We start from the raw sequence: 19,938 nt of genomic DNA on the forward strand, positions 1-19,938 counted from the left end.
TCCGGACGTGTTACCTAGCATTCCCCGGGAATCCGCCAGACCCGTCCATCCTTCCTCGAACGAGGTTCGTCGTGAAGTTCTCTTTCCGCCCCACCGAGGGCGCCTTCTACGAGCTGTTCACCCGGGCTGCTCAGAACCTCGTCCGGGGCACCGAGCTGCTCAACGAGCTGGCCCTGCCCGGGGTGGACGTGCAGTCCGTCAGCGACCGGCTCACCGACGTCGAGCACGACAGCGACCAGATCACCCACGATCTGTACAAGAAGATCAACTCCACGTTCATCACGCCGTTCGACCGCGAGGACATCTACTCGCTGGGCTCGCTGCTCGACGACGTCATGGACCACCTGGAGGCGGTCGGCAACCTGCTCTACCTGTACGGGCTGACCGAGCTGCCGTCGCTGCCCCGGGAGATGCACGAGCTGGTCAACGTCCTCGACCAGCAGGCCAAGATCACGGCGGACGCGATGCCGAAGCTGAAGTCGATGAAGGGCCTCGAGGAGTACTGGATCGAGATCAACCGCCTGGAGAACGACGGCGACCGGGCGTACCGGATGCTGCTCGTCCGCCTCTTCTCCGGCGAGTACGACGCGCTGACGGTGCTGAAGATGAAGGAGGTGGCCGACGAGCTCGAGGCCGCCTGCGACGCCTTCGAGCACGTGGCGAACACCGTCGAGACCATCACGGTCAAGGAGTCCTGAGCCTTGTCCGCTGAGCTCATAGCGGTGCTCGCGGTGATCATCGCCGCGATGGCCTTCGACTACACCAACGGGTTCCACGACGCGGCGAACGCCATCGCCACCAGTGTCAGCACCCGCGCGCTGACCCCGCGGGTCGCGCTCGCGATGGCCGCCGTCGGCAACTTCATCGGTACGCACTTCGGCGCCGGCGTGGCCAAGACGGTCGGCGACGGCCTGGTCAAGCTCCCGGTCGGCATCCCCAGCCTCGGCGTGGTCTTCGCCGGGGTGGTGGGCGCGATCGTCTGGAACCTCATCACCTGGTACTTCGGCCTGCCGTCGTCCTCGTCGCACGCCCTGTTCGGCGGCCTCGTCGGTGCGACCTTCTTCGCCGCCGACGCCACCATCGAGTGGGGCACCATCCTCGACAAGGTGATCATCCCGATGGTCGCCTCGCCGGTCGTCGGCTTCCTGCTCGGCTTCGTCGTGATGGTCGCGATCATGTGGTCGTTCCGGCGCGGCCAGCCGGGCAAGCTGAACCGCGGCTTCCGGATCGCCCAGACGGTCTCGGCCGCGTTCATGTCCGTCGGCCACGGCATGCAGGACGCGGCGAAGACGATGGGCATCATCGTGCTGGCCCTCTACACCGGCGGGTTCCAGAGCAGCGCCACGCACATCCCGTGGTGGGTGTTCTGGACCTCGGCGGCGGTGCTCGCGGCGGGCACGTACGCCGGCGGCTGGCGCATCATCCGTACCCTCGGCCGCAAGATCATCGACCTGGGCCCGGCGGAGGGCTTCGCGGCCGAGATGGTGGCCAGCTCGGTGCTGTTCTTCAACGCGCTGGTGCTCAAGGCGCCGATCTCCACCACCCACACGATCACCTCGGCGATCATGGGCGTGGGCTCGACCAAGCGGCTGTCGGCGGTGCGCTGGAACGTGGCGGGCAACATCGTCATCGCCTGGATCACGACGTTCCCGGCGGCGGCGGCCATCTCCTGCATCGTCTACTTCTGCGTACGGCCCCTCTTCAGCTAGCCGATCACGCGGCGGACCGTTCCCGGTCCGCCGCGTGGCGCCGGCTACCCGCGCGGTGAGGTCCCGTAGTCGACGCCGACCTCGGCGCGGATCGTGTCCATCATCGTCATGACGTCGAGCGTGGCCATGTGCGGGACCAGCGGGCTCTCCGGCAGGCCCGCGGCGAGGCAGCGCTGCACCTCGATCGCCTCGAACTGGTAGCCGCGACCCTCGAACGGCATCTCGACGGTCTCCGCCCTGCCGTCGCGGTGCACGACGAACGACTGCGGCATGAAGAAGCCCTCCGGCAGGTCGATGCGCCCGAGCGTGCCCGTGATCGACGCGGCGTTGCGCGAGGCCCCCGAGATGCTGCAGGTCAGCGCCGCGACCGCGCCCGACTCGTAGCCGAGCAGCATGCCGGTCGTCTCGTCCACGCCCTCGGGCGTCAGCCGGGCCCAGCTCTGCACGGTCGCCGGGGTGCCCAGCAGCAGGTGCGCCAGGTGGATCGGGTAGACGCCGAGGTCGAGCAGGGCGCCGCCGCCCAGGGCCGGGTCGCGCAGGCGGTGCGTCGCCTCGAACGGGCCCTGCAGGCCGAAGTCGGCGTGCACCGTCACGACGTCGCCGATCGCGCCGTCGCGGACCAGCTCCTGGACCCGGCGTACGGCCGGGTTGCAGCGCATCCACATCGCCTCCATCAGGAACAGCCCGCGGGTCCGCGCCTCCTGCACGAGCTGGGCCGACGTGGCCAGCTCCAGCGTCATCGGCTTCTCGCAGAGCACCGCCTTGCCGCCCTCGAGGCACGCCGTCACCGCCGCGTGGTGGTGGGCGTGCGGGGTGGCGACGTACACGACGTCGACGTCCGGGTCGGCCGCCAGCTCGGCCCAGGACCCGTGGGCGCGGGCGAAGCCGTGCCGCTCGGCGAACGCGGCGGCGGCCTCGGGCGTCCGCGAGCCCACCGCGGCGAGCTCGGCGCCGGGTGCGAGCGGGAGGTCGGATGCGAACGTGGCGGCGATGCCGCCGGTGCCGAGGATGCCCCAGCGCGTGGTCGTCATGATCGCCACGGTATCGCCCCTCGTGGAGAATGGGGGCGTGAGCCGAGTGATGCCGTTGCCGCCCGCCCTGGTGAAGAAGGCCCGCGAGTTCCGCGGCAACCCGGCTCCGGCCCGCGCCGCGGCCACCGTCGTGCTCCTGGACCCCGACACCCTTGACGTGTACGTCCTCAGGCGCGCGAGCACGATGGTCTTCGGCGGCATGCACGCGTTCCCGGGCGGGCGGGTGGATCCCGGCGACAGTCCCGAGACGGTCCGGCGGGACTGGGCCGACCGCCTCGGCGTCCCCGACGAGCGGGCGCGGGCCGTCGTCGGCGCGGCCGCCCGCGAGCTGTTCGAGGAGGCCGGCGTGCTGCTGGCCGGGCCGCTCGACGAGCCGGACCGCACGGTCGGGGACGTGAGCAGCCCCGGCTGGGAGGCCGACCGGGCGGCGGTGGCGGCCCGCGAGCTCTCGATGACGGACCTGCTGGCCCGGCGTGGCCTGCGGCTACGGGACGACCTGCTGCTGCCGTGGTCGCGGTGGATCACGCCGGAGTTCGAGCCCCGGCGTTTCGACACGTGGTTCTTCGTGGCTCTCCTGCCGCGGGCCCAGACGGCGCGCGACGTGTCCGGTGAGGCCGAGGGGACCACCTGGATCAGCCCGGCGGCCGCCGACGGCCTGGCGATGCTGCCACCTACGCGTGTGACACTCGACGAACTGTCCCCGTACCGGAGAATCGAAGATGTCGTGGCAGCGAGCGGGCAGCGGAACGCCGCCGTGCCGATCCTGCCCCGGGTGGAGCTGACCGGCGACGGCGGCGCCGTGGTGCGGATCTAGCCGAAGCGGCCGGTGATGTAGTCCTCGGTCTTCTTCTGGCCCGGGTTGCTGAAGATCTTCTGCGTGTCGTCGTACTCGATCAGGCGGCCGGGCTCGCCGGTCCGGTCGATCGAGAAGAAGCCGGTCTTGTCGCTCACCCGGGCGGCTTGCTGCATGTTGTGCGTGACGATGATGATCGTGAAGCGGTCCTTGAGCTTGAACATCAGGTCCTCGATCGCCAGCGTCGAGATCGGGTCGAGCGCCGAGCAGGGCTCGTCCATCAGCACGACCTGCGGCTCGACCGCGATGGTACGGGCGATGCAGAGCCGCTGCTGCTGACCGCCGGACAGCCCCGCGCCGGGCCGGTTGAGCCGGTCCTTCACCTCGTCCCAGAGGTTCGCGGCCTTCAGCGACTTCTCGGCCGCCTCGTCCAGCACCGACTTCCTCCGCACGCCGTTGAGCCTCAGGCCGGCGACCACGTTCTCGTAGATGCTCATCGTCGGGAACGGGTTGGGGCGCTGGAACACCATGCCGATCATCCGGCGTACGGCGGTGACGTCCACGTCGGCGTCGTAGATGTTCTGGTCGTCGATGGTCAGCCGGCCCTCGATGCGGGCGTTCGGCAGCACCTCGTGCATGCGGTTGACCGACCGCAGGAACGTCGACTTGCCGCAGCCGGACGGGCCGATCAGGGCGGTGATCGTCTTCGGCTCGACGGTCATCGAGATGTTGTCGATCGCCTTGAACGAGCCGTAGTAGGACGAGACGTTGCTCGCCTCGATGCGCTTGGCCATGGGGGACACCTCTTACCTCAGGACAGCCGGTTGCGGCGGGCGAGCAGCTTCGCTGCGATGGTCAGGAGCAGGACGAGGGCGACCAGCGTCAGCGCCGCCGTCCAGGCGCGGTCCGGCGCGTACTTCGAGGCGTCGCCGGCCTGCTGGTAGACGAAGAGCGACAGCGACGACTGGTTGCCGTTGAACGGGTCCATGTTGATCGCGGCGGCACCGCCGGCCACGAGCAGCACGGGCGCGGTCTCGCCGGCCGCGCGGGCCACGGCGAGCATGATGCCGGTGACGATGCCGGGCAGGGCGGTCGGCAGGACCACCTTCAGGATCGTCTTCCACTGCGGTACGCCCAGCGCGTACGCACCCTCGCGCAGCGGGCCGGGCACGAGCCGCAGCATCTCCTCGGTGGACCGTACGATCGTCGGCAGCATCAGCACCGTGAGGGCCAGCGACGCGGCGAATCCGGAGAACCGGGGCGTGCCGTCGTTGAACCACGGGCTGACGATGAGCACCCAGAACGCCAGCACGAACAGGCCGGCCACGATCGACGGGATGCCCGTCATGACGTCGACGAAGAAGCGGACCGTCAGGGCGAACTTGCCGCGGCCGTACTCGACGAGGTAGATCGCGCCCAGCACGCCCAGCGGCACCGCCATCAGCGTGGCGAGCCCGACCTGCTCCAGCGTGCCGACGATCGCGTGGTACGCCCCGCCGTTCGGGTCGCGCGCGCCGATGTTGTTCATCGAGCTGCCGAAGAAGTCGCCGTCGAGGCGGGCGGCGCCCTTCGAGACCAGCGTCCAGACGACCGACGCCAGCGGCAGGATCGCCAGCACGCAGGCGGAGTAGATGGCCGTGCGCCACATGCGGTTGCGCGCCGACCGGCGGCCCTCGACCCGGCTCGCGCCGACGTAGAGGCCGACGAGATACAGGGCCGCGCCGAGGACGAGGACGAGCACCCAGTTGCCGATGCCGAAGCCGTACACGACGGCGGCGGACAGCAGCAGGGCGACGACGGCGATGCCCAGGTCGGCGGCGACCGGCAGCTTGCGGGACCGGATGTGGTCCGGCGTCATCACGACGCCCGGCGTTTCTCTTTCCAGCAGACTCATACTGTGCTCCACTTCGGCATGCCGGCCTGGCCCTGCACTCGCATGCTGGCTTCGGTGCAGGCCGTCATGCTGGGCTTGTTGGGCATGCCGGCCTGGCCCTGCACTCGCATGCTGGCTTCGGTGCAGGCCGTCATGCTGGGCTTGTTGGGCATGCCGGCCTGGCCCTGCACTCGCACGCTGGCTTCGGTGCAGGCCGTCATGCTGGGCTTGTTGGGCATGCCGGCCTGGCCCTGCACTCGCACGCTGGCTTCGGTGCAGGCCGTCATGCCGCACTGTCCCGGAACTCGCGGCGGCGGTAGATGATCGCCCGCGCGGCCATGTTGACGACCAGGGTGATGGCGAACAGCAGCAGGCCGGAGGCGATCAGCGCGCCGCGGCCGGTGGCGTTGGCCTCGCCGAAGGTGTTGGCGATGTTCGCGGCGATCGAGTTGCCGCCGCTCTGAATCAGGTTGAACGAGATCACGAAGGTGGTGCCCAGGGTCAGGGCCAGGGCGATGGTCTCGCCGAGCGCGCGGCCCAGGCCGAGCATGACCGCGGCGAGGACACCGGGCTTGCCGTACGGCAGCACCGCCGTGCGGATCATCTCCCACTTCGTGGCGCCCAGCGCGAGGGCCGCCTCCTCGTTCATCCCGGGCGTCTGTTGGAACACCTCGCGCGACAGCGAGGTGACGATCGGCAGCACCATGATCGCCAGGACCAGGCTGCCCAGCAGGATCGACCGGCCGAACGGCCCGTCCCCGCCGAAGATCGGCAGCCACCCGAAGTACTCGTTGAGCCAGACCGAGAAGCTCTTCACCGGCTGGGAGAAGACGTCGCGGCCCCACAGGCCGAAGACCACGCTGGGTACGGCCGCGAGCAGGTCGATGACGAAGCCGAGCGGCGTGGCCAGCCGCTTCGGCGCGTAGTGGGACAGGAAGAGCGCGATGCCCAGGGCGATGGGTACCGCGACGATCAGCGCGATGACCGAGGTCAGGAGGGTGCCGAAGGCGAGGGCGGCGATGCCGAACCGCGGCTGTGTCTCGTTCGGGAACCAGGCCTTGTAGGTCAGGAAGTTCTCGGTGTTCGCGTTCAGCGCGGGCACTGCCTTCGAGATCAGGAAGATCGCGATGGCCACGATGATGACGAGCACCATCGCGCCGGCCGCTGTGCTGAGCCCGCGGAAGCCGGTCTCCATGGAGAACCGGGCCTTCGTGGGCAGCGCGCCCCCGCCGCCGAGCGGCGGGCGGGTACCGAGGCGGTCATCGGGAGGGATCGGCGACACGCCGTTGCCGGCGGACCCGGTGTGACGTGCTGTCACACCCGGTCCACCGGCGCTGGTGCTCGCCGAGCGGGAGGGATAGTCGCCCATTCGCTCGCTCGCTGTCGTCTAGAAGGGGGGATCGTGCGGTCGGGTACGCCGCGTCAGGAGATCTTCGCGACCGAGGCCGCGACCTTGCTCCGGACCGACTCGGGCAGCGGGGCGTAGCCCAGCTCGCCCAGCGCCGACTGGCCGCCGGTGCTCGAGGTGTAGGTCAGGAAACCCTTGATCGCCGCGGCCTTCGCGCTGCCCTTGCTGCAGGCGATCTCGTACGTGACCAGAACGATCGGGTACGCGCCGGCCTCGGTGGTGGCGTAGTCGATGTCGAGCGCGACGTCGTCGCCGGCGCCCTTGACCTTGGCGCCCGCGATGGTCTTGCCGGCGCTCTCGCCGGTCAGCTCGGTGAACTCACCCGCGCCGTTCTTGATCTTCGCCTTCTTGAGGTCGCTGTTCTCGGCGAAGGAGAGCTCGACGTAGGCGATCGTGCCGGCGGTGCTCTTCACCAGGGAGGCGACGCCGTCGGACTTGTTGGCGCCGGTGCCGCCCGGGGCCTTCCACGCCTTGGCGTGGTCGTACGACCAGTCGCTGGCGGCGGTCTTGCTCAGGTACTTGGTGAAGTTGTCGGTCGTGCCGGACTCGTCCGAGCGGTGCACGGCCTGGATCGCGGCGTCCGGCAGCTTCGCGCCCGAGTTCTCGGCGGCGATGGCCGGGTCGTTCCACTTCTTGATCTTGCCCGAGAAGATCTTCGCCAGCGTCGGGGCGGAGAACTGGAGGTTGTCCGCGCCGTCGACGTTGTAGACGATCGCGATCGGGCCGACCACCATCGGGAGGTTGAGCGCCTGGCCGCCGGGGCACTTGGCGTTCGCCTGCGGCTGCTCCTCCTCCTTGAGGGCCGAGTCCGAACCGACGAAGTCGGCGGTGCCGGCGATGAACGCCTGGATGCCCGCGCCGGAACCGGTCGACTCGTAGCCGATCTGGGCGCCCGAGCACTGGCCCTGGTACGTCTTGATCCACTCGTCCATCACGTTCTTCTGCGCGGACGAGCCCTGCGCGGTCAGCTGGCCCGTGGCGCAACTGCCGCTCGCGGCGGAGGCGCCACCGGCGGCGGGCGAGTCGGTGTTGTCAGAGCCGCACGCGGTCAGCGCGAAGGCGGCGGTCATCGCAATGCCGGCAACGTAGTACCGCTGGAGCTTCACGGTTTTCCCTTCGAATGATCTGCATCCCCGGGCTCCGAGGTCCCGGCCGGCCGAACTCTCATCGGCACACCCGGAAAGCTAGGAGTGCCAGGTGACCGGCTTCCCGGGGCTACATGAACGAAGGGTGAACGGTTCGGCCCCTGCTCGTTTCCTTTGGCTGAGGAGGGGTTGTCCGTTGAGTGAACCGAGGGGCGACTGGGCGGAATGTCCGTCAGTATCCGTTAACCTGCGCCACCCCGGCGTGGTGCGCGCCACTGTGCGCGGCCGCCGAAATAGCTGCATAATACAGCTATAACCATCACCCCGGGAGACCGCTCCATGACCGCACCGCACGGCCACAAGCCCGCCACCAATCCGTTCAAGCAGCCCCGAGCCGTCTGGGCGGTGGCGTTCGCCTGCGTCATCTCGTTCATGGGCATCGGGCTCGTCGACCCGATCCTGCCCGCCCTGGCGAAGGACCTGCACGCCTCGCCGAGCCAGGTCTCCCTGCTGTTCACCAGCTACCTGGTGGTGACGGCGGTCGCGATGCTCGTGGCCGGTGCCGTCGCCAGCCGGATCGGCCCCAAGCGCACCCTCGTCGTCGGCCTGGCGATCATCGTCGTCTTCGCCGCGCTGGCCGGCACCTCCGACACCGTCGGGCAGATCGTCGGCTTCCGGGCCGGCTGGGGGCTCGGCAACGCGCTGTTCATCGCCACCAGCCTCGCGGTCATCGTGGCGTCGGCGACCAGCGGCTTCGCCGGCGCGATCATCCTCTACGAGACCGCACTCGGCCTCGGCATCGCGGTCGGCCCGCTGCTCGGCGGGGAGCTCGGCAGCATCAGCTGGCGCGGCCCGTTCTTCGGCGTCGCGGTGCTGATGGCGATCGCGATGGTCGCCACGATCGCCTTCGTCCCGGCGCTGCCCAAGCCGGCCCGGCCCACGTCGGTGGCCGCCCCGCTCAAGGCGCTGCGCCACCGCGGCCTGCTCACCATGGGCATCATGGCGCTGCTCTACAACTGGGGCTTCTTCACGATGCTCGGCTACGCGCCGTACCCGATGGAGCTGGACGCCCACAAGCTCGGGCTCGTCTTCACCGGCTGGGGCCTGCTGGTCGCCATCTTCAGCGTGTTCGTCGCGCCGCGGCTGCAGGCGCGCTTCGGCACCGCCCCGGTCCTGTACGCCAACATGGCCGCGCTCGCCGTCGTCATGGTGGTGATCGCGGCCGGCGTGAGCACCCCGTCCACCGTCATCGCCGCGGTGATCGTCAGCGGCGCGTTCATCGGCATCAACAACACCCTCACCACCCAGGCGGTCATGCTGGTCGCGCCGGTCGAGCGCCCGGTGGCCTCGTCGGCGTACGGCTTCGTCCGCTTCATCGGCGGCGGGCTGGCGCCATACGCGGCCGGCAAGCTGGCCGACGCCTTCGACCTCAGCGTCCCGTTCTACGTCGGCGGCATCGCGTTCCTGCTGGCGATCCCGGTGCTCGCGACCGGCCACAAGCTCGTCGCCGCCGCCGAGTCCGGCGAGGCCGAGCCGGTGCCCTCGGCGCTCGAGCCGGTCGGCGCCGCCACGACCGCCGGCAGCCGCCCGGTCGTCGTCGCCGTCGGCGCCACCCCGGACGCCGCGGGGATCGTCGACGCGGCCGCCGCCATCGCCCGCGACCAGGGCAGCCCGCTGGAGGTCGTCCGGGTCCGCGAGACCGTGGTGATCGAGGAGCTCGCCATCGAGCCCGAGGACGCGGAGGACGCCCGCGCGGCGGTCCGCGCGCACCTCGACCGGCTCGCCGGGCTGGGCATCGCCGCCACCGGGCTCGTGCTGACCAGCGTCGGCGACCACGCGGCGGCCGGCCGGGTGCTCGCCCAGCACGCCCAGGACGTCGCGGCGCGCGCCGTCGCGGTGGGACGTTCCCCGCGCGGGCCCGCTGCCCAGTTCGCCGACGGCAGCTTCACCGCCGCCCTCACCCACGCGGCCGCGTGCACGGTGGTGCTCGTCCGGCCGGACGAGGCGCCGTACAAGCTGACCGCGGCGACACTGCACGAGCTGCGCGGCGTGTAGCCGTGGGCTTCGAGCTCGGCACCGACGGTCCGGGCGCGATCGTGGTCGGCGTCGACGGCTCGCCGACGTCGCTGCGCGCTGCCGCCTACGCCGCAGGGCTGGCGAGGCGGCAGTGCACCCGGCTGGTGGCGGTGTACGCCCGTACGTCGCCGGCGCCGCTGCTCACCCTCCTGGACCGCAGCGGGGTGGGCGTCAAAGCCGTCCTCGACAGCCAGGACGAGATCGAGGCTCAGCTCCGCGACGGCCTGGCCCGGCAGGTACGGGACTGGCAGCTCGACGCGGCGCTGGTGGTGCGTACGGGCGAGCCGCTGGCGGTGCTGTCCCGGGTGGCGGCCGACGTCCGCGCCGAGGCGGTGATCGTCGGGTCGTCGGCGAGCGTGGGGCACCGGATCGCCGGGTCGCTGGCCGTACGCCTCGTGCGCTGCGCCCGGTGGCCGGTCACCGTGGTGCCGTGAGCCTCGCGTACTGCACGTCGGTCGAGTAGATCTCGAAGCCGAGGCGGCGGTAGAGGGCGACGGCCGCGGTGTTCGACTCGTCCACGTAGAGCAGGGCGTCCCGCAGGCCGCGCGAGGCGAGGTGGCGCAGGCCGGCCACGCTCAGTGCCGCACCGAGCCCGCGGCGGTGGCCGCCCGGGTCGACGCCGAGCACGTAGATCTCCCCGATGGCCGGCTCTTCACCCTCCGGCGGGTGCACCTTGGTCCAGTGGAAGCCGAGCATCCGGTCCTCCGGGTCCACGGCGAGCAGGAAGCCGGCCGGGTCGAACCACGGCTCGGCGAAGCGCAGCCGCAGGTCGTCCGCGGTCCAGCGGCCCTGCTCCGGGTGGTGCGCGAAGGCCCGGGAGTTGACGCCCAGCCAGGCCTCGTCGTCCGCGCCCGGCACGAACGCGCGCAGCGAGACCCCCTCCGGCAGCGGCACGTCCGGCAGGTCAGCGAGCGGGCGGCGCATCTGCCAGAGCACGCGCGCGCGGGTGAAGCCGTTGCGTTCGGCGAAGGCCCGGGCGCCAGGCTCGTCGCCGTGCGCCCAGAACTGCCGGTCGCCGGGGCCTGCCGCGGCGAGCAGCGCGGTGCCGTGGCCGCGCAGGCGGTGCTTCGGGTGCACGACCAGCTCACCCGACGACCCGGCGAGGTACGCATACCCGGCGAGCTCACCGCCGTCGGCGCGCGAGAGCAGGTGGCGGTGCGCGGTGCCGCGCAGGCCCAGGACGCCGTCCTCGGACAGCGGGGACACGCCGTCGGCCTCGTCCGCCGCGGCGGCCAGCGCGAGCACGTCGGCCGCCTCCGCGGAGGTCAGCCTGTCCGTGGACCGGACGTCCGTCATCTGCGGCGGCTCAGACCGGCAGCGAGACGGGCTCGTTGTCGGGAAGCTGGCGGCCGGACGGGGGGACCACGAACTTGTAGCCCACCTGGCGCACGGTGCCGATCATCGACTCGTACTCCGAGCCGAGCTTGGCGCGCAGCCGCCGCACGTGCACGTCGACCGTGCGCGTGCCGCCGAAGTAGTCGTAGCCCCAGACCTCGCGCAGCAGCTGGTCGCGGGTGAAGACCCGGCCCGGGTGCTGGGCGAGGAACTTGAGCAGCTCGAACTCCTTGTACGTGAGGTCCAGCGGGCGGCCCTTGAGCTTGGCCGCGTACGTGTCCGGGTCGATCATGAGCTCGCCGGCGCGGATGGAGCCGCCGGCGCCCGCCGTGGCGTTCGACAGCCGCCCGACGCCCAGGCGCAGCCGGGCCTCGACCTCGGCCGGGCCGGCGCTGGCCAGGATGACGTCGTCGACGCCCCAGTCGGCGTTGAGCGCGATCAGGCCCGCCTCGGTCACCACCGCGACCAGCGGGACGCCGATGCCGGTGGCGTGCAGCATGCGGCAGGTGGCCCGGGCCTCGGAGAGCTCCGAGCGGGCGTCGACGAGCACGGCATCCGGGCTCGGCCCGGAAACAAGAGTGCGTACGTCGCGGGGCGCCGTACGCACGGAGTGGGGCAGCAGATCCAGCGCGGGAAGCACGGCGGAGGGTTCACCGGCACGCGTCGTCACCAACAGGAGGATTTCCACACTCACCTCGATCCTCGCGGCACGGGGCCGCTCGGGTGACCCGGTCTGCGCGGCGGAAAGCCTGGGCAACCGGAGGGTCTCGTCCCGGCGTCACCGACGGGTGGGCTGCGAATACCTTAACCGATGCGGCTCGCGGGGCACCCTCTTCGGATCATCGAGTGATGTGACGAACGCCCCCGGGGTGGCCGGACGGCGGAACCCTAACCAGCCTTTCATCCGACCGTCACACGCCAAGAACCTCGGCCCGCGATGGGGACGTGGCGGCCCGGGTCTGGCACCATCGCAGGCGTGTTGCCCTCCAGCCCGCGTGACCGTGACTCCTGGGACGAAGACGTCTCCCGGGAGATCGCGCGTGCCGCGCCCGCCCGGTCGTCGTCGGGCTTCTACGCGGGCGCGCCGGAGAAGGACCCGGTGACCGTACGCCCGATCGAGGACGCCGACGCCGACCACGAGGAGGAGATCCCGGTCGCCCCGGTCCGCCGCCAGTTGTCGGTGGCGATCGCCGGCTTCTCGGTGCTCCTGGGCGCGGGTCTGATCCTGGGCGCACAGACGTCCGGCCCGGATGCGCGGCTGCCGTACGCGATCGTCCTGTTCGGAGTGCAGCTGCTGTACGTCCTGGCGTTCACGATGGCGGTGCGGCCGCCGGCGGCCGGAACCGTCGCCGGGGTCTGCGTGGTGGCCGGCGCCGTGGCCGACCGGATGGCGGTGACCAGCGAGCCGGCCGCCCTGCTGCCGCTGGTGTACGTGCTGGCCGCCGGCTATGCGGCCGCGCTGATCGGGCAGACCGTCCGGGCGGCGGACCGGGCCCGCCTGCGCGACTCGCTCGGCGGCACGTTCCTGGTCGTGCTCGGCGTGGTGTCGTTCGCCCTGCCGATCCTGCTGACCAGAAAGCCCGTCGGCACTCAGGCGCTGCTGGTCTGTCTCACCGCGGTCGGCGTCTCGCTGCTGGTCGCGCACCTGGTCGACGCGGTCTGGCCCAAGCCGCGGATCGCCCCGCAGGTGCCGCGCGGCGCGGCCGGCATCATCGTCGGCGCGATGCTCGGCACGCTCGCCGCCGCCGGGCTGGGCAGCGTGCTGGTGCTGCCGTTCACGCCGGCCAAGGGCGCGGTGCTCGGCCTCGTCGTCGCGGTCATCGCCGGCCTGGTCGACCTCGCCGTGCACTACTCCGAGGCCGGGCGCAGCATGGCCGGCGAGGCGCCCACCCTGTGGGTCGCCCGGCACATGCAGGGGCCGCTCGGCGCTTTCGCCCTGAGCCTGCCGGCCACGTACGCCCTGACAGTTCTCTACCTGTCCTGAGCAAGTGTCCCGGCGGTTGGCAGTGGGCATATACCGTGCCCAGTCCCGCGACGGTGACAACGAGGAGGACCGGTGTCCGAGGTGTACGGGTCGGCGCGACCGCGCAAGCGCTGGGGGAGGCGTCTCCTGGTCACCCTGCTGGTGCTGCTGATCATCGCCGCCGTGCTGCTCGCCGTGGCGGACCGGGTGGCCGCCTCGTACGCGGAGCGTGCCATCGGTGATCGCGTCGCCCAGCAGGTCGCCGATCAGAAGGCCACCTCCGAGAAGCCGGACGTCACGGTCGAGGGCGTGCCCTTCCTGACCCAGGTGCTCGACGGCAAGTACCAGGAGATCCAGATCCGGCTGAAGAACTTCTCGGGGCCGGCCGGCAACGACAAGACCATCAAGATGCCGCTGCTGGACATCCACGCCCGGGACGTCACCGCGCCGCTGGACACGATCCGCAGCGGCAACGGCGACATCGTGGCCGGCACGGTGACCGGCGTCGGGACCATCGACTACCCGGCCCTCGCCGAGCTCATCGGCCAGCAGGGCCTGAAGGTCAGCGAGAAGGACGGCAAGCTCGTCGGGTCCGCGCCGATCCAGGCGCTCGGTCAGACCTGGAACGTCTCCGGCACGGCCAACCTGGAGATCAAGGACGGCGTGGTGCAGGTGCGCTTCGCCGACGTGACCGCCGACGGCCTGCCCAACGTGCCGCTCGTGCGCAACCTCGTCGACAACTACGTCAAGGGGCTCGCGCTCGATCTGAAGATCCCCGCGCTGCCGCTGGGGCTGAAGGTGCAGAAGGTGGAACCGCGTCCGGAGGGGCTCGTGGTGACCGCCGGCGCGAACGACGTACCGCTCAACTCGGGCGGTCTGTGACAGCCGACTCCTTCCCGGATGGTGGTCGGCAGTGTTCCGGCCCCTGGAACCGCTGGTAGGGTCGCTTCCCATGAGCCTGTTGCTCACCAAGAGGCGCGCGGTCGACCTGTGCCGCGTGGCCGCCTGCCTGTGTCGCCCTGTCGTCTGACGGGGCCATCCGGCATTTCCTTCGCCCGGCAGTGGCGCCGTACGCAAAGCGTGATCCGTTTTATCGGGTCGGCGCGCGTGCGACCTCTTCACCTCCCGCGCGTCGACTCACCCCCATCTCTCACCTGACAAGGGAGTAACGCGATGAGTCGCGACACCGCACTCGTCTCTGCCGACTGGGCCGAGAAGAACCTGGAGACCCCGGGTGTCGTCTTCGTCGAGGTCGACGAGGACACCACCGCCTACGACGGCGGGCACATCCCGGGCGCCATCAAGCTCGACTGGAAGAAGGACCTGCAGGACCCGGTGCGCCGGGACTTCGTGAACCAGGAGCAGTTCTCCGCGCTCCTGTCCGAGCGGGGCATCTCGAACGACGACACCGTCATCCTGTACGGCGGCAACAACAACTGGTTCGCGGCGTACGCGTACTGGTACTTCAAGCTGTACGGCCACGGCGACGTGAAGCTGCTCGACGGCGGCCGCAAGAAGTGGGAGCTCGACGCCCGCCCGTACTCGAAGGACCTGCCGCAGCGCGCCGCCACGCAGTACCAGGCCAAGGAGCCCGACCTGTCGATCCGCGCGTTCCGCGACGAGGTCGTGCAGGCCATCGGCGTCAAGAACCTGGTCGACGTCCGCAGCCCCGACGAGTTCGCCGGCCGCCTGCTCGCCCCGGCGCACCTGCCGCAGGAGCAGTCGCAGCGCGCGGGCCACATCCCCACGGCGATCAGCGTGCCGTGGAGCAAGGCCGCGAACGAGGACGGCACGTTCAAGTCGGACGAGGAGCTCGCCAAGATCTACGGCGACGCCGGCCTCGACGGTGGCAAGGACACGATCGCGTACTGCCGCATCGGCGAGCGTTCCTCGCACACGTGGTTCGTGCTCAAGGAGCTGCTCGGCCAGGAGAACGTGAAGAACTACGACGGTTCGTGGACCGAGTACGGCTCGCTCATCGGCGTGCCGATCGCCCTCGGCGACGAGCCCGGAAAGGCGTGATCGCGATGACCACCCCCTCGAACATCGCGGACGGCTGCGCCGCGCCCGACCAGTCGGCTCCCATCCCGGCCAGCGTCGACCTCGAGAAGGAAACCGTGATCACCGGCGTCCTCACCACCGCCGAGGGTGACGCCGTGGGCGGCGCGTACGTCCGCCTCCTCGACTCGTCCGGCGAGTTCACCGCGGAGGTGGTGACGTCCCCCGAGGGCGTCTTCCGCTTCTTCGCGGCGCCGGGCTCGTGGACGCTGCGCGCCCTGTCCCGCCACGGCAACGGCGACCTCGCCGTCGACGCCACCCGCGGCGTCAACGAGGTCGGCCTGAACGTGGCTGCTGCCTGACCCACGCTCTGTTGGACGAAGGGCGGGACCACCCGGTCCCGCCCTTCGTGCTGCCGGGGACCCGCATGCGAGCATGGCTGCCGTGAGCCTGCCCGCACCTGCCGCGTACGCGCCTCCGCCCCCGCCCGAGCGGCGCCCGACGCGGTGGTGGCTCGTGGCGATCGTCGCGGCCTGGGCGCTCGTGCTCGCCGGGCTGGCGGTGTGGTCGGTGCGCAATGATCCGCCCACCGTCCCCGAGCAGCGGGACCTCGGCCAGGCGCTGCCGGTGCTGCACCGGACCGCCGGCGCTGTGGTCGCGGCGGCGGACGGGCCGGACCGGGTGATCGCCATCGGCGCGGTGACCCTGGACCGCGCCTGCGCGTTGACCCCGGTGCGCGACGGCGTGGAGGCCGCCCAGGAGGTGACCGTACGGGTGCGTCCCGACGAGGCGTTCGGCGTGCTCGACTCGATCGCGCGGGCGCTGCCGCGGGCGTACCGGCCGGCGATCCGGCACAACGTCGAGGACACCCGGCAGGTGCTGCGGGCCGACGCGGGCGAGTTCGTCGGGGTGGAGGCGGAGGTCGACGCGGCCGCCACGTCGTTCGCCCTGCGGATCTCGACCGGCTGCCGTCCCGGTTCGGCGCCGGAGGAGCCGCCGGGGCCGGTCGCGCAGCCGCCCGCGGCCTTCGTCGCGGCCAGCAGGGCGCTGGGCGGCAGCGGTACGGCCACCGGTGTGTCGGTCACGTGCCCGGACGGCCGGACCGCGACGACGGCGACCGCGGGTGACCTGGCGGCGCCGAAGGACCTGGGGCGCGCGCTGCGGGACGTGGTGGCCGGTGCGCTGGTGATCCAGGCGGAACCGCACGCGTGGGCGTACCGGGCCGGCGAGGTCTCGGTGCTGGTGAGCGACGGCGACGGAACCGCGCGGGTCAGCGCGACCACCAGCTGTCGCTAGTAGACGACCGCCTGGGCGCCGTCGGACATGATCTCCTCGACGAAGACCGCCGCGCCCGCGATGCGGATCTTCGGCAGCACGTCGTCCGGGCCGATGTCCCGGCGGGCCGCGCACTGCGTGCACAACGTCACCCTGCCCGCCTCCAGGAGCAGCTCGAGCAGGTCCGGCAGCGGGGCCGCGTGCGGCAGCTGGAACTCCGCCGCGCGGCCGGGCAGGGCGAACCACGCCGACTCGCCGGTGAGCCAGAACGACACCGGCACGCCGGACGACACGGCCGTGCTCGCCACGGTGAACGCCTGCGAGCAGCGCTCCGGGGCGTCGGCTCCGGCGGTGGTCTTGACGACGAGAAGGCGGGCCATGGCGGTCAGCATAGGATGGCTCCGTCATGGTTACGGAGATCGGGTACGTGAGCCTGCTGGTCGCCGGTCTGGGCGGGCTGGCCGGCGGGCTGGGCTATCTGGCGATGCGCATTGCAAGGGGACGATGGTGAGCAGCGAGACCGAGAACCCGTTGGGCCCGCCGCCTTGGTTGAACGCCCCGCCGGTCGGCGAGTACCCGTACGAGGACACCCACGACCTGCGCCGGGGCCCCGATCTGCACCCCGCGCTGCTCGGGCTGCTCCCGTTCATCGGGCTGTGGCGCGGACGCGGGCAGGGCGGCTTCCCGGAGCCCGAGGACTTCAACTTCGCGCAGGAGGTCCGGATCAGCCACGACGGCCGGCCGTTCCTCGCGTACGAGTCACGCATCTGGCGTCTCGACGACGACTCGCAGCCGACCGGCATGGCCGACCGCGAGGTGGGTTTCTGGCGCCCGGTGCTCAACGCGGACGGGCGTCCCACCGACGAGATGGAAGCGACGCTGACCACCCAGCAGGGCGTCATCGAGATCTACGAGGGCGAGGCGACCGGCACCCGGCTGGAGATGGCCACGGCCGGCGTCGGGCACACCGCCACCGGGCTCGCGGTCACCGGCGGCCACCGCCTCTACGGCATCGTCGAGGGCGCGCTGCTCTACGCCCAGGAGATGTCGGCCAAGGGCGAGACGCTCAAGCCCCACCTGTCGGCGCGCCTGCTGCGGGTGGGCGGCTGAAGCCCAGCAGATCCTGAAGGCGCGGCGTCCAGGGCGACGCCGCGCGGGGTACGCCGTCCAGCGACCGCACCTCGGCCAGGCCCCGCAACGAGCTGGCCAGCCACATCGCCTCCACGCCCGGCAGCTGAGCCGCGGTGATCATCCGCTCCTCGGCGTGCAGGCCCAGCTCGCCGGCCCGTCCGAGCAGGTGCGCGGCTGTCGTGCCGGGCAGGATGCCGGTCGATTCCGGCGGCACGGTGCACAGCGTGCCGCCGACGAGCCACACCAGGCTCGCCGTGGGCGCTTCCAGGGCCTGACCCTCGCGGAGCCACAGCAGGTCGTCGGCTCCCGCTGAGACCGCCCAGCGCTTCGCCGCCAGGTTCTCGGCGTAGGACAGCGTCTTGGCGGCGGAGAGGGACCAGGGCGCCCGGGGGCCCACGTCGTGGGTGATCAGGCGGATCCCGTCGCGGCGTTCCCGGCGTACCGCCTCCGGCACCGGCGACACGGTCGCGAACGAGGTCGACGGCGTCACCACCAGCCGCAGCGCGCCGTCCTCGTGGGTCAGCCCGTGCGCCAGGCCCGCCACCTGCTCGGGGACGTCGATGCCGAGCAGCGCGGCGGAGCGTCCGAGGCGGGTCAGGTGGGCGTCGAGCAGCCAAGGACCGGTGGGGCGCAGGTGCACGGTCTCGAAGACGCCCTCGCCGTACAGCAGGCCGCGGTCGGCGTGGGTCAGCTCCTCTGAGCCCGGGATCACCATGATGGGCGCGTTCACGCGAGGGAGGGTATAGCGGCGCGAACTATGCTCGTAACGTGTCCGCCACATCCCTCGCCGAGATGCTCCGGGAGCGCGGCCTGCGACTGACGCCGCAGCGCCAGCTGATCCTGGAGGCGGTCCATGAGCTCGGCCACGCCACGCCCGAGCGCATCCACCAGACCGTGCGGGAACGCGCCGCCGGCGTCAACATCACCACCGTCTACCGCACCCTCGAGCTGCTCGAGGACCTGAGCCTCGTCAGCCACACCCATCTGTCGCACGGCTCGCCGACGTACCACGCCGCGGGCGAGGACCAGCACGTGCACCTCGTCTGCCGCACCTGCGGCTCCGTCGACGAGGTCGACCCCGCCATCATGCTGCCGGTCACCGAGCGCCTGCGCGACGAGCGCGACTTCCGGGTCGACGTCGGTCACGTCTCGCTCTTCGGTGTCTGCGGCGGCTGCAAGGAGCAAGCATGACCACGGTCCTCATCGAGGAGCTCGACCCGCAGTCCGCGGACGCCGGCGTCGCCGCCCATCACGGCGACCCCATGCGCGAACAGCGCACGCTGGAGACCACGGCCGGGCTCGTCGACCGCTCCAACCGCGACGTCATCGCGGTGCCGGGCGAGGAACGGGCGAGCTGGCTGCACACCCTGACCACCCAGCACCTCACCGACCTGCGCGCCGGGCAGGGCAGCGAGCTGCTCGTGCTCTCGCCGAACGGCCACGTCGAGCAGCACGCGATGCTCGCCGAGGACGGCACCACCGCCTGGCTGGACACCGAGCCGGGCGCGGGCGAGGGCCTGCTGAAGTACCTCGAAATGATGCGCTTCTTCACGCGCGTCGAGCCGCGGGACGCGACCGCCGAGACCGCGGTGCTCTCGATCGTCGGGCCCGACGCCCCGGCGACCGTCGCGCGCCTGCTCGACGTCGAGCTGGCGGCACCCCGGATCTTCGACGTGCCGGGCCCGAAGTTCGCCGCCGGTTCCGTACCGGCCGGGCCGACCGCGCTCTACGACGTCCGGTTCTTCGAGGGCGGGCTCGCCCGCCGGGTCCCGCTCGGCGTCGACCTGCTCGTGCCCCGGGCCCGCCTCGACGCCGTGCTCGACCGGCTGGGCGACGTACCCCGGGCGGGGTTGTGGGCCTATGAGGCCGTGCGCGTCGCACATCGCATCCCGCGGTTCGGGTGGGAGACCGACCACCGCACGATCCCGGCCGAGTCGGGGTTCATCGCGCCGGCCGTGCACCTGGACAAGGGCTGCTACCGGGGGCAGGAGACCGTCGCCCGGGTGCACCACCTCGGCCGCCCGCCGCGCCGGCTCGTGCTGCTGCATCTCGACGGCGTGGCGACCGACCAGCCGCCGGCCAAGGGCACGCCGGTCACGCTCGACGGGCGCGAGGTCGGGTTCGTCGGCACCGCGGTCCGCCACCACGAGCTCGGGATGATCGCGCTGGCCGTGGTCAAGCGGAACGTGGCCGACGACGCCCGGCTCATCGTGGGCGAGTCCGCGGCCGCCATCGACGTCGGCTGACGCCGCGGCGCCTGA

At 71.6% G+C, this 19,938-nt stretch carries 25 protein-coding genes; 15 read left to right on the forward strand and 10 right to left on the reverse strand.

The genetic code is table 11. From position 1 onward, the window contains the following. The first annotated feature begins 71 nt into the window (after nt 1–71). Nucleotides 72–698, forward strand: a complete 627-nt coding sequence (locus tag COUCH_RS03185) for a DUF47 domain-containing protein (protein WP_199510324.1) — start codon at nt 72–74, stop codon at nt 696–698. A 3-nt stretch (nt 699–701) separates the two neighbouring features. Continuing rightward, complete coding sequence (locus tag COUCH_RS03190) at nt 702–1,709, forward strand: inorganic phosphate transporter (protein WP_249610606.1); 1,008 nt, start codon at nt 702–704, stop codon at nt 1,707–1,709. A gap of 44 nt (nt 1,710–1,753) precedes the next feature. Here the strand turns inward: COUCH_RS03190 and COUCH_RS03195 are convergent, their stop codons facing one another. Further along, complete coding sequence (locus COUCH_RS03195) at nt 1,754–2,740, reverse strand: Gfo/Idh/MocA family protein (protein ID WP_249610607.1); 987 nt, start codon at nt 2,738–2,740, stop codon at nt 1,754–1,756. A 49-nt stretch (nt 2,741–2,789) separates the two neighbouring features. Here COUCH_RS03195 and COUCH_RS03200 point away from each other — a divergent pair, with 49 nt between their 5' ends. Further along, a complete protein-coding gene (locus COUCH_RS03200; protein ID WP_249613543.1) occupies nt 2,790–3,554 on the forward strand; it encodes an NUDIX hydrolase in 765 nt (254 codons plus the stop codon). Here COUCH_RS03200 and pstB read toward each other — a convergent pair. Genes pstB through pstS form a run of 5 tightly spaced genes read right to left on the reverse strand, consistent with a single transcriptional unit; the run spans nt 3,551 to nt 7,920 of the window. Further along, on the reverse strand, nt 3,551–4,327 hold the full coding sequence (gene pstB, locus COUCH_RS03205; protein WP_249610608.1) for a phosphate ABC transporter ATP-binding protein PstB: 777 nt from the start codon (nt 4,325–4,327) through the stop codon (nt 3,551–3,553). The two genes, COUCH_RS03200 and pstB, sit on opposite strands and share 4 nt — an antisense overlap. A gap of 17 nt (nt 4,328–4,344) precedes the next feature. Continuing rightward, the gene (gene pstA / locus COUCH_RS03210; protein ID WP_249610609.1) at nt 4,345–5,427 is read right to left on the reverse strand and encodes a phosphate ABC transporter permease PstA; all 1,083 of its coding nucleotides are present in this window, start codon (nt 5,425–5,427) and stop codon (nt 4,345–4,347) included. Then, nucleotides 5,424–5,693: a hypothetical protein gene (locus COUCH_RS03215; RefSeq protein ID WP_249610610.1), complete on the reverse strand. Its 270-nt coding sequence runs from the start codon at nt 5,691–5,693 to the stop codon at nt 5,424–5,426. Before COUCH_RS03215 ends, pstA begins: the two co-directional genes overlap by 4 nt. Then, entirely contained in the window at nt 5,690–6,775 is a 1,086-nt protein-coding gene (gene pstC, locus COUCH_RS03220; RefSeq protein ID WP_249610611.1) for a phosphate ABC transporter permease subunit PstC, read from the reverse strand. The genes COUCH_RS03215 and pstC overlap by 4 nt, the downstream gene beginning before the upstream one ends. A 53-nt stretch (nt 6,776–6,828) precedes the next feature. Continuing rightward, nucleotides 6,829–7,920, reverse strand: coding sequence for a phosphate ABC transporter substrate-binding protein PstS (pstS, locus tag COUCH_RS03225; protein WP_249610612.1), 1,092 nt, complete (start codon nt 7,918–7,920; stop codon nt 6,829–6,831). A 318-nt stretch (nt 7,921–8,238) separates the two neighbouring features. Here pstS and COUCH_RS03230 point away from each other — a divergent pair, with 318 nt between their 5' ends. Next, nucleotides 8,239–9,954, forward strand: a complete 1,716-nt coding sequence (locus COUCH_RS03230) for an MFS transporter (protein ID WP_249610613.1) — start codon at nt 8,239–8,241, stop codon at nt 9,952–9,954. 2 nt (nt 9,955–9,956) lie between these two features. Further along, nucleotides 9,957–10,409, forward strand: coding sequence for a universal stress protein (locus tag COUCH_RS03235; protein WP_249610614.1), 453 nt, complete (start codon nt 9,957–9,959; stop codon nt 10,407–10,409). On the opposite strand, the gene mshD is transcribed toward COUCH_RS03235, so the two are convergent. Continuing rightward, nucleotides 10,393–11,271, reverse strand: a complete 879-nt coding sequence (gene mshD, locus COUCH_RS03240) for a mycothiol synthase (protein WP_249610615.1) — start codon at nt 11,269–11,271, stop codon at nt 10,393–10,395. The two genes, COUCH_RS03235 and mshD, sit on opposite strands and share 17 nt — an antisense overlap. Before the next feature lie 10 nt (nt 11,272–11,281). Further along, nucleotides 11,282–11,998 (reverse strand): winged helix-turn-helix transcriptional regulator, encoded by a 717-nt coding sequence (locus COUCH_RS03245; protein WP_249610616.1) that lies wholly within the window; start codon nt 11,996–11,998, stop codon nt 11,282–11,284. A gap of 288 nt (nt 11,999–12,286) precedes the next feature. Here COUCH_RS03245 and COUCH_RS03250 point away from each other — a divergent pair, with 288 nt between their 5' ends. From COUCH_RS03250 to COUCH_RS03270, 6 genes are all read left to right on the forward strand, one after another. Then, the gene (locus tag COUCH_RS03250; protein ID WP_249610617.1) at nt 12,287–13,294 is read left to right on the forward strand and encodes a hypothetical protein; all 1,008 of its coding nucleotides are present in this window, start codon (nt 12,287–12,289) and stop codon (nt 13,292–13,294) included. A 72-nt stretch (nt 13,295–13,366) separates the two neighbouring features. Beyond that, nucleotides 13,367–14,155 carry an LmeA family phospholipid-binding protein gene (locus COUCH_RS03255; protein WP_249610618.1) on the forward strand — a complete coding sequence of 263 codons (789 nt, stop codon included), beginning with the start codon at nt 13,367–13,369 and terminating at the stop codon, nt 14,153–14,155. Between the two features lie 70 nt (nt 14,156–14,225). Continuing rightward, nucleotides 14,226–14,303, forward strand: a complete 78-nt coding sequence (locus tag COUCH_RS39000; RefSeq protein ID WP_346015998.1) for an Ms5788A family Cys-rich leader peptide — start codon at nt 14,226–14,228, stop codon at nt 14,301–14,303. Nucleotides 14,304–14,446: 143 nt separating this feature from the next. Beyond that, nucleotides 14,447–15,295, forward strand: coding sequence for a sulfurtransferase (locus COUCH_RS03260; RefSeq protein WP_249610619.1), 849 nt, complete (start codon nt 14,447–14,449; stop codon nt 15,293–15,295). Between the two features lie 5 nt (nt 15,296–15,300). Beyond that, the gene (locus COUCH_RS03265; protein WP_249610620.1) at nt 15,301–15,633 is read left to right on the forward strand and encodes a DUF1416 domain-containing protein; all 333 of its coding nucleotides are present in this window, start codon (nt 15,301–15,303) and stop codon (nt 15,631–15,633) included. 82 nt (nt 15,634–15,715) lie between these two features. Next, nucleotides 15,716–16,567: a hypothetical protein gene (locus tag COUCH_RS03270; protein ID WP_249610621.1), complete on the forward strand. Its 852-nt coding sequence runs from the start codon at nt 15,716–15,718 to the stop codon at nt 16,565–16,567. On the opposite strand, the gene COUCH_RS03275 is transcribed toward COUCH_RS03270, so the two are convergent. Further along, a complete protein-coding gene (locus COUCH_RS03275) occupies nt 16,564–16,938 on the reverse strand; it encodes a DsrE family protein (RefSeq protein ID WP_249610622.1) in 375 nt (124 codons plus the stop codon). The two genes, COUCH_RS03270 and COUCH_RS03275, sit on opposite strands and share 4 nt — an antisense overlap. Before the next feature lie 14 nt (nt 16,939–16,952). On the opposite strand from COUCH_RS03275, the gene mtfM reads away from it, so the two are divergent. Both mtfM and COUCH_RS03280 read left to right on the forward strand, forming a co-directional pair. After that, on the forward strand, nt 16,953–17,057 hold the full coding sequence (mtfM, locus tag COUCH_RS38775) for a small membrane protein MtfM (protein ID WP_267909931.1): 105 nt from the start codon (nt 16,953–16,955) through the stop codon (nt 17,055–17,057). Further along, the gene (locus COUCH_RS03280) at nt 17,051–17,656 is read left to right on the forward strand and encodes an FABP family protein (RefSeq protein ID WP_249610623.1); all 606 of its coding nucleotides are present in this window, start codon (nt 17,051–17,053) and stop codon (nt 17,654–17,656) included. The genes mtfM and COUCH_RS03280 overlap by 7 nt, the downstream gene beginning before the upstream one ends. Here COUCH_RS03280 and COUCH_RS03285 read toward each other — a convergent pair. Next, entirely contained in the window at nt 17,613–18,407 is a 795-nt protein-coding gene (locus COUCH_RS03285) for an aminotransferase class IV (protein ID WP_249610624.1), read from the reverse strand. The two genes, COUCH_RS03280 and COUCH_RS03285, sit on opposite strands and share 44 nt — an antisense overlap. Nucleotides 18,408–18,469: 62 nt before the next feature. Between COUCH_RS03285 and COUCH_RS03290 the strand changes: the two genes are divergently transcribed. Both COUCH_RS03290 and COUCH_RS03295 read left to right on the forward strand, forming a co-directional pair. Next, nucleotides 18,470–18,868, forward strand: a complete 399-nt coding sequence (locus COUCH_RS03290; RefSeq protein WP_199510792.1) for a Fur family transcriptional regulator — start codon at nt 18,470–18,472, stop codon at nt 18,866–18,868. Then, nucleotides 18,865–19,923, forward strand: coding sequence for a YgfZ/GcvT domain-containing protein (locus tag COUCH_RS03295; protein WP_249610626.1), 1,059 nt, complete (start codon nt 18,865–18,867; stop codon nt 19,921–19,923). The genes COUCH_RS03290 and COUCH_RS03295 overlap by 4 nt, the downstream gene beginning before the upstream one ends. Nucleotides 19,924–19,938: the final 15 nt, after the last annotated feature.

It is taken from the genome of Couchioplanes caeruleus, assembly GCF_023499255.1.
Lineage (GTDB): Bacteria > Actinomycetota > Actinomycetes > Mycobacteriales > Micromonosporaceae > Actinoplanes > Actinoplanes caeruleus_A.

Coding starts and splice junctions, on each gene's coding strand:
- pstB (WP_249610608.1), bottom strand. CDS start 4,327: ATGGCCAAGCGCATCGAGGCGAGCAACGTCTCGTCCTACTACGGCTCG.
- COUCH_RS03230 (WP_249610613.1), top strand. CDS start 8,239: ATGACCGCACCGCACGGCCACAAGCCCGCCACCAATCCGTTCAAGCAG.
- pstA (WP_249610609.1), bottom strand. CDS start 5,427: ATGAGTCTGCTGGAAAGAGAAACGCCGGGCGTCGTGATGACGCCGGAC.
- COUCH_RS39000 (WP_346015998.1), top strand. CDS start 14,226: ATGAGCCTGTTGCTCACCAAGAGGCGCGCGGTCGACCTGTGCCGCGTG.
- mshD (WP_249610615.1), bottom strand. CDS start 11,271: ATGACGGACGTCCGGTCCACGGACAGGCTGACCTCCGCGGAGGCGGCC.
- COUCH_RS03260 (WP_249610619.1), top strand. CDS start 14,447: ATGAGTCGCGACACCGCACTCGTCTCTGCCGACTGGGCCGAGAAGAAC.
- COUCH_RS03295 (WP_249610626.1), top strand. CDS start 18,865: ATGACCACGGTCCTCATCGAGGAGCTCGACCCGCAGTCCGCGGACGCC.
- COUCH_RS03280 (WP_249610623.1), top strand. CDS start 17,051: ATGGTGAGCAGCGAGACCGAGAACCCGTTGGGCCCGCCGCCTTGGTTG.
- COUCH_RS03195 (WP_249610607.1), bottom strand. CDS start 2,740: ATGACGACCACGCGCTGGGGCATCCTCGGCACCGGCGGCATCGCCGCC.
- COUCH_RS03290 (WP_199510792.1), top strand. CDS start 18,470: ATGCTCCGGGAGCGCGGCCTGCGACTGACGCCGCAGCGCCAGCTGATC.
- COUCH_RS03200 (WP_249613543.1), top strand. CDS start 2,790: ATGCCGTTGCCGCCCGCCCTGGTGAAGAAGGCCCGCGAGTTCCGCGGC.
- COUCH_RS03215 (WP_249610610.1), bottom strand. CDS start 5,693: ATGACGGCCTGCACCGAAGCCAGCGTGCGAGTGCAGGGCCAGGCCGGC.
- COUCH_RS03265 (WP_249610620.1), top strand. CDS start 15,301: ATGACCACCCCCTCGAACATCGCGGACGGCTGCGCCGCGCCCGACCAG.
- mtfM (WP_267909931.1), top strand. CDS start 16,953: ATGGTTACGGAGATCGGGTACGTGAGCCTGCTGGTCGCCGGTCTGGGC.
- pstC (WP_249610611.1), bottom strand. CDS start 6,775: ATGGGCGACTATCCCTCCCGCTCGGCGAGCACCAGCGCCGGTGGACCG.
- COUCH_RS03275 (WP_249610622.1), bottom strand. CDS start 16,938: ATGCTGACCGCCATGGCCCGCCTTCTCGTCGTCAAGACCACCGCCGGA.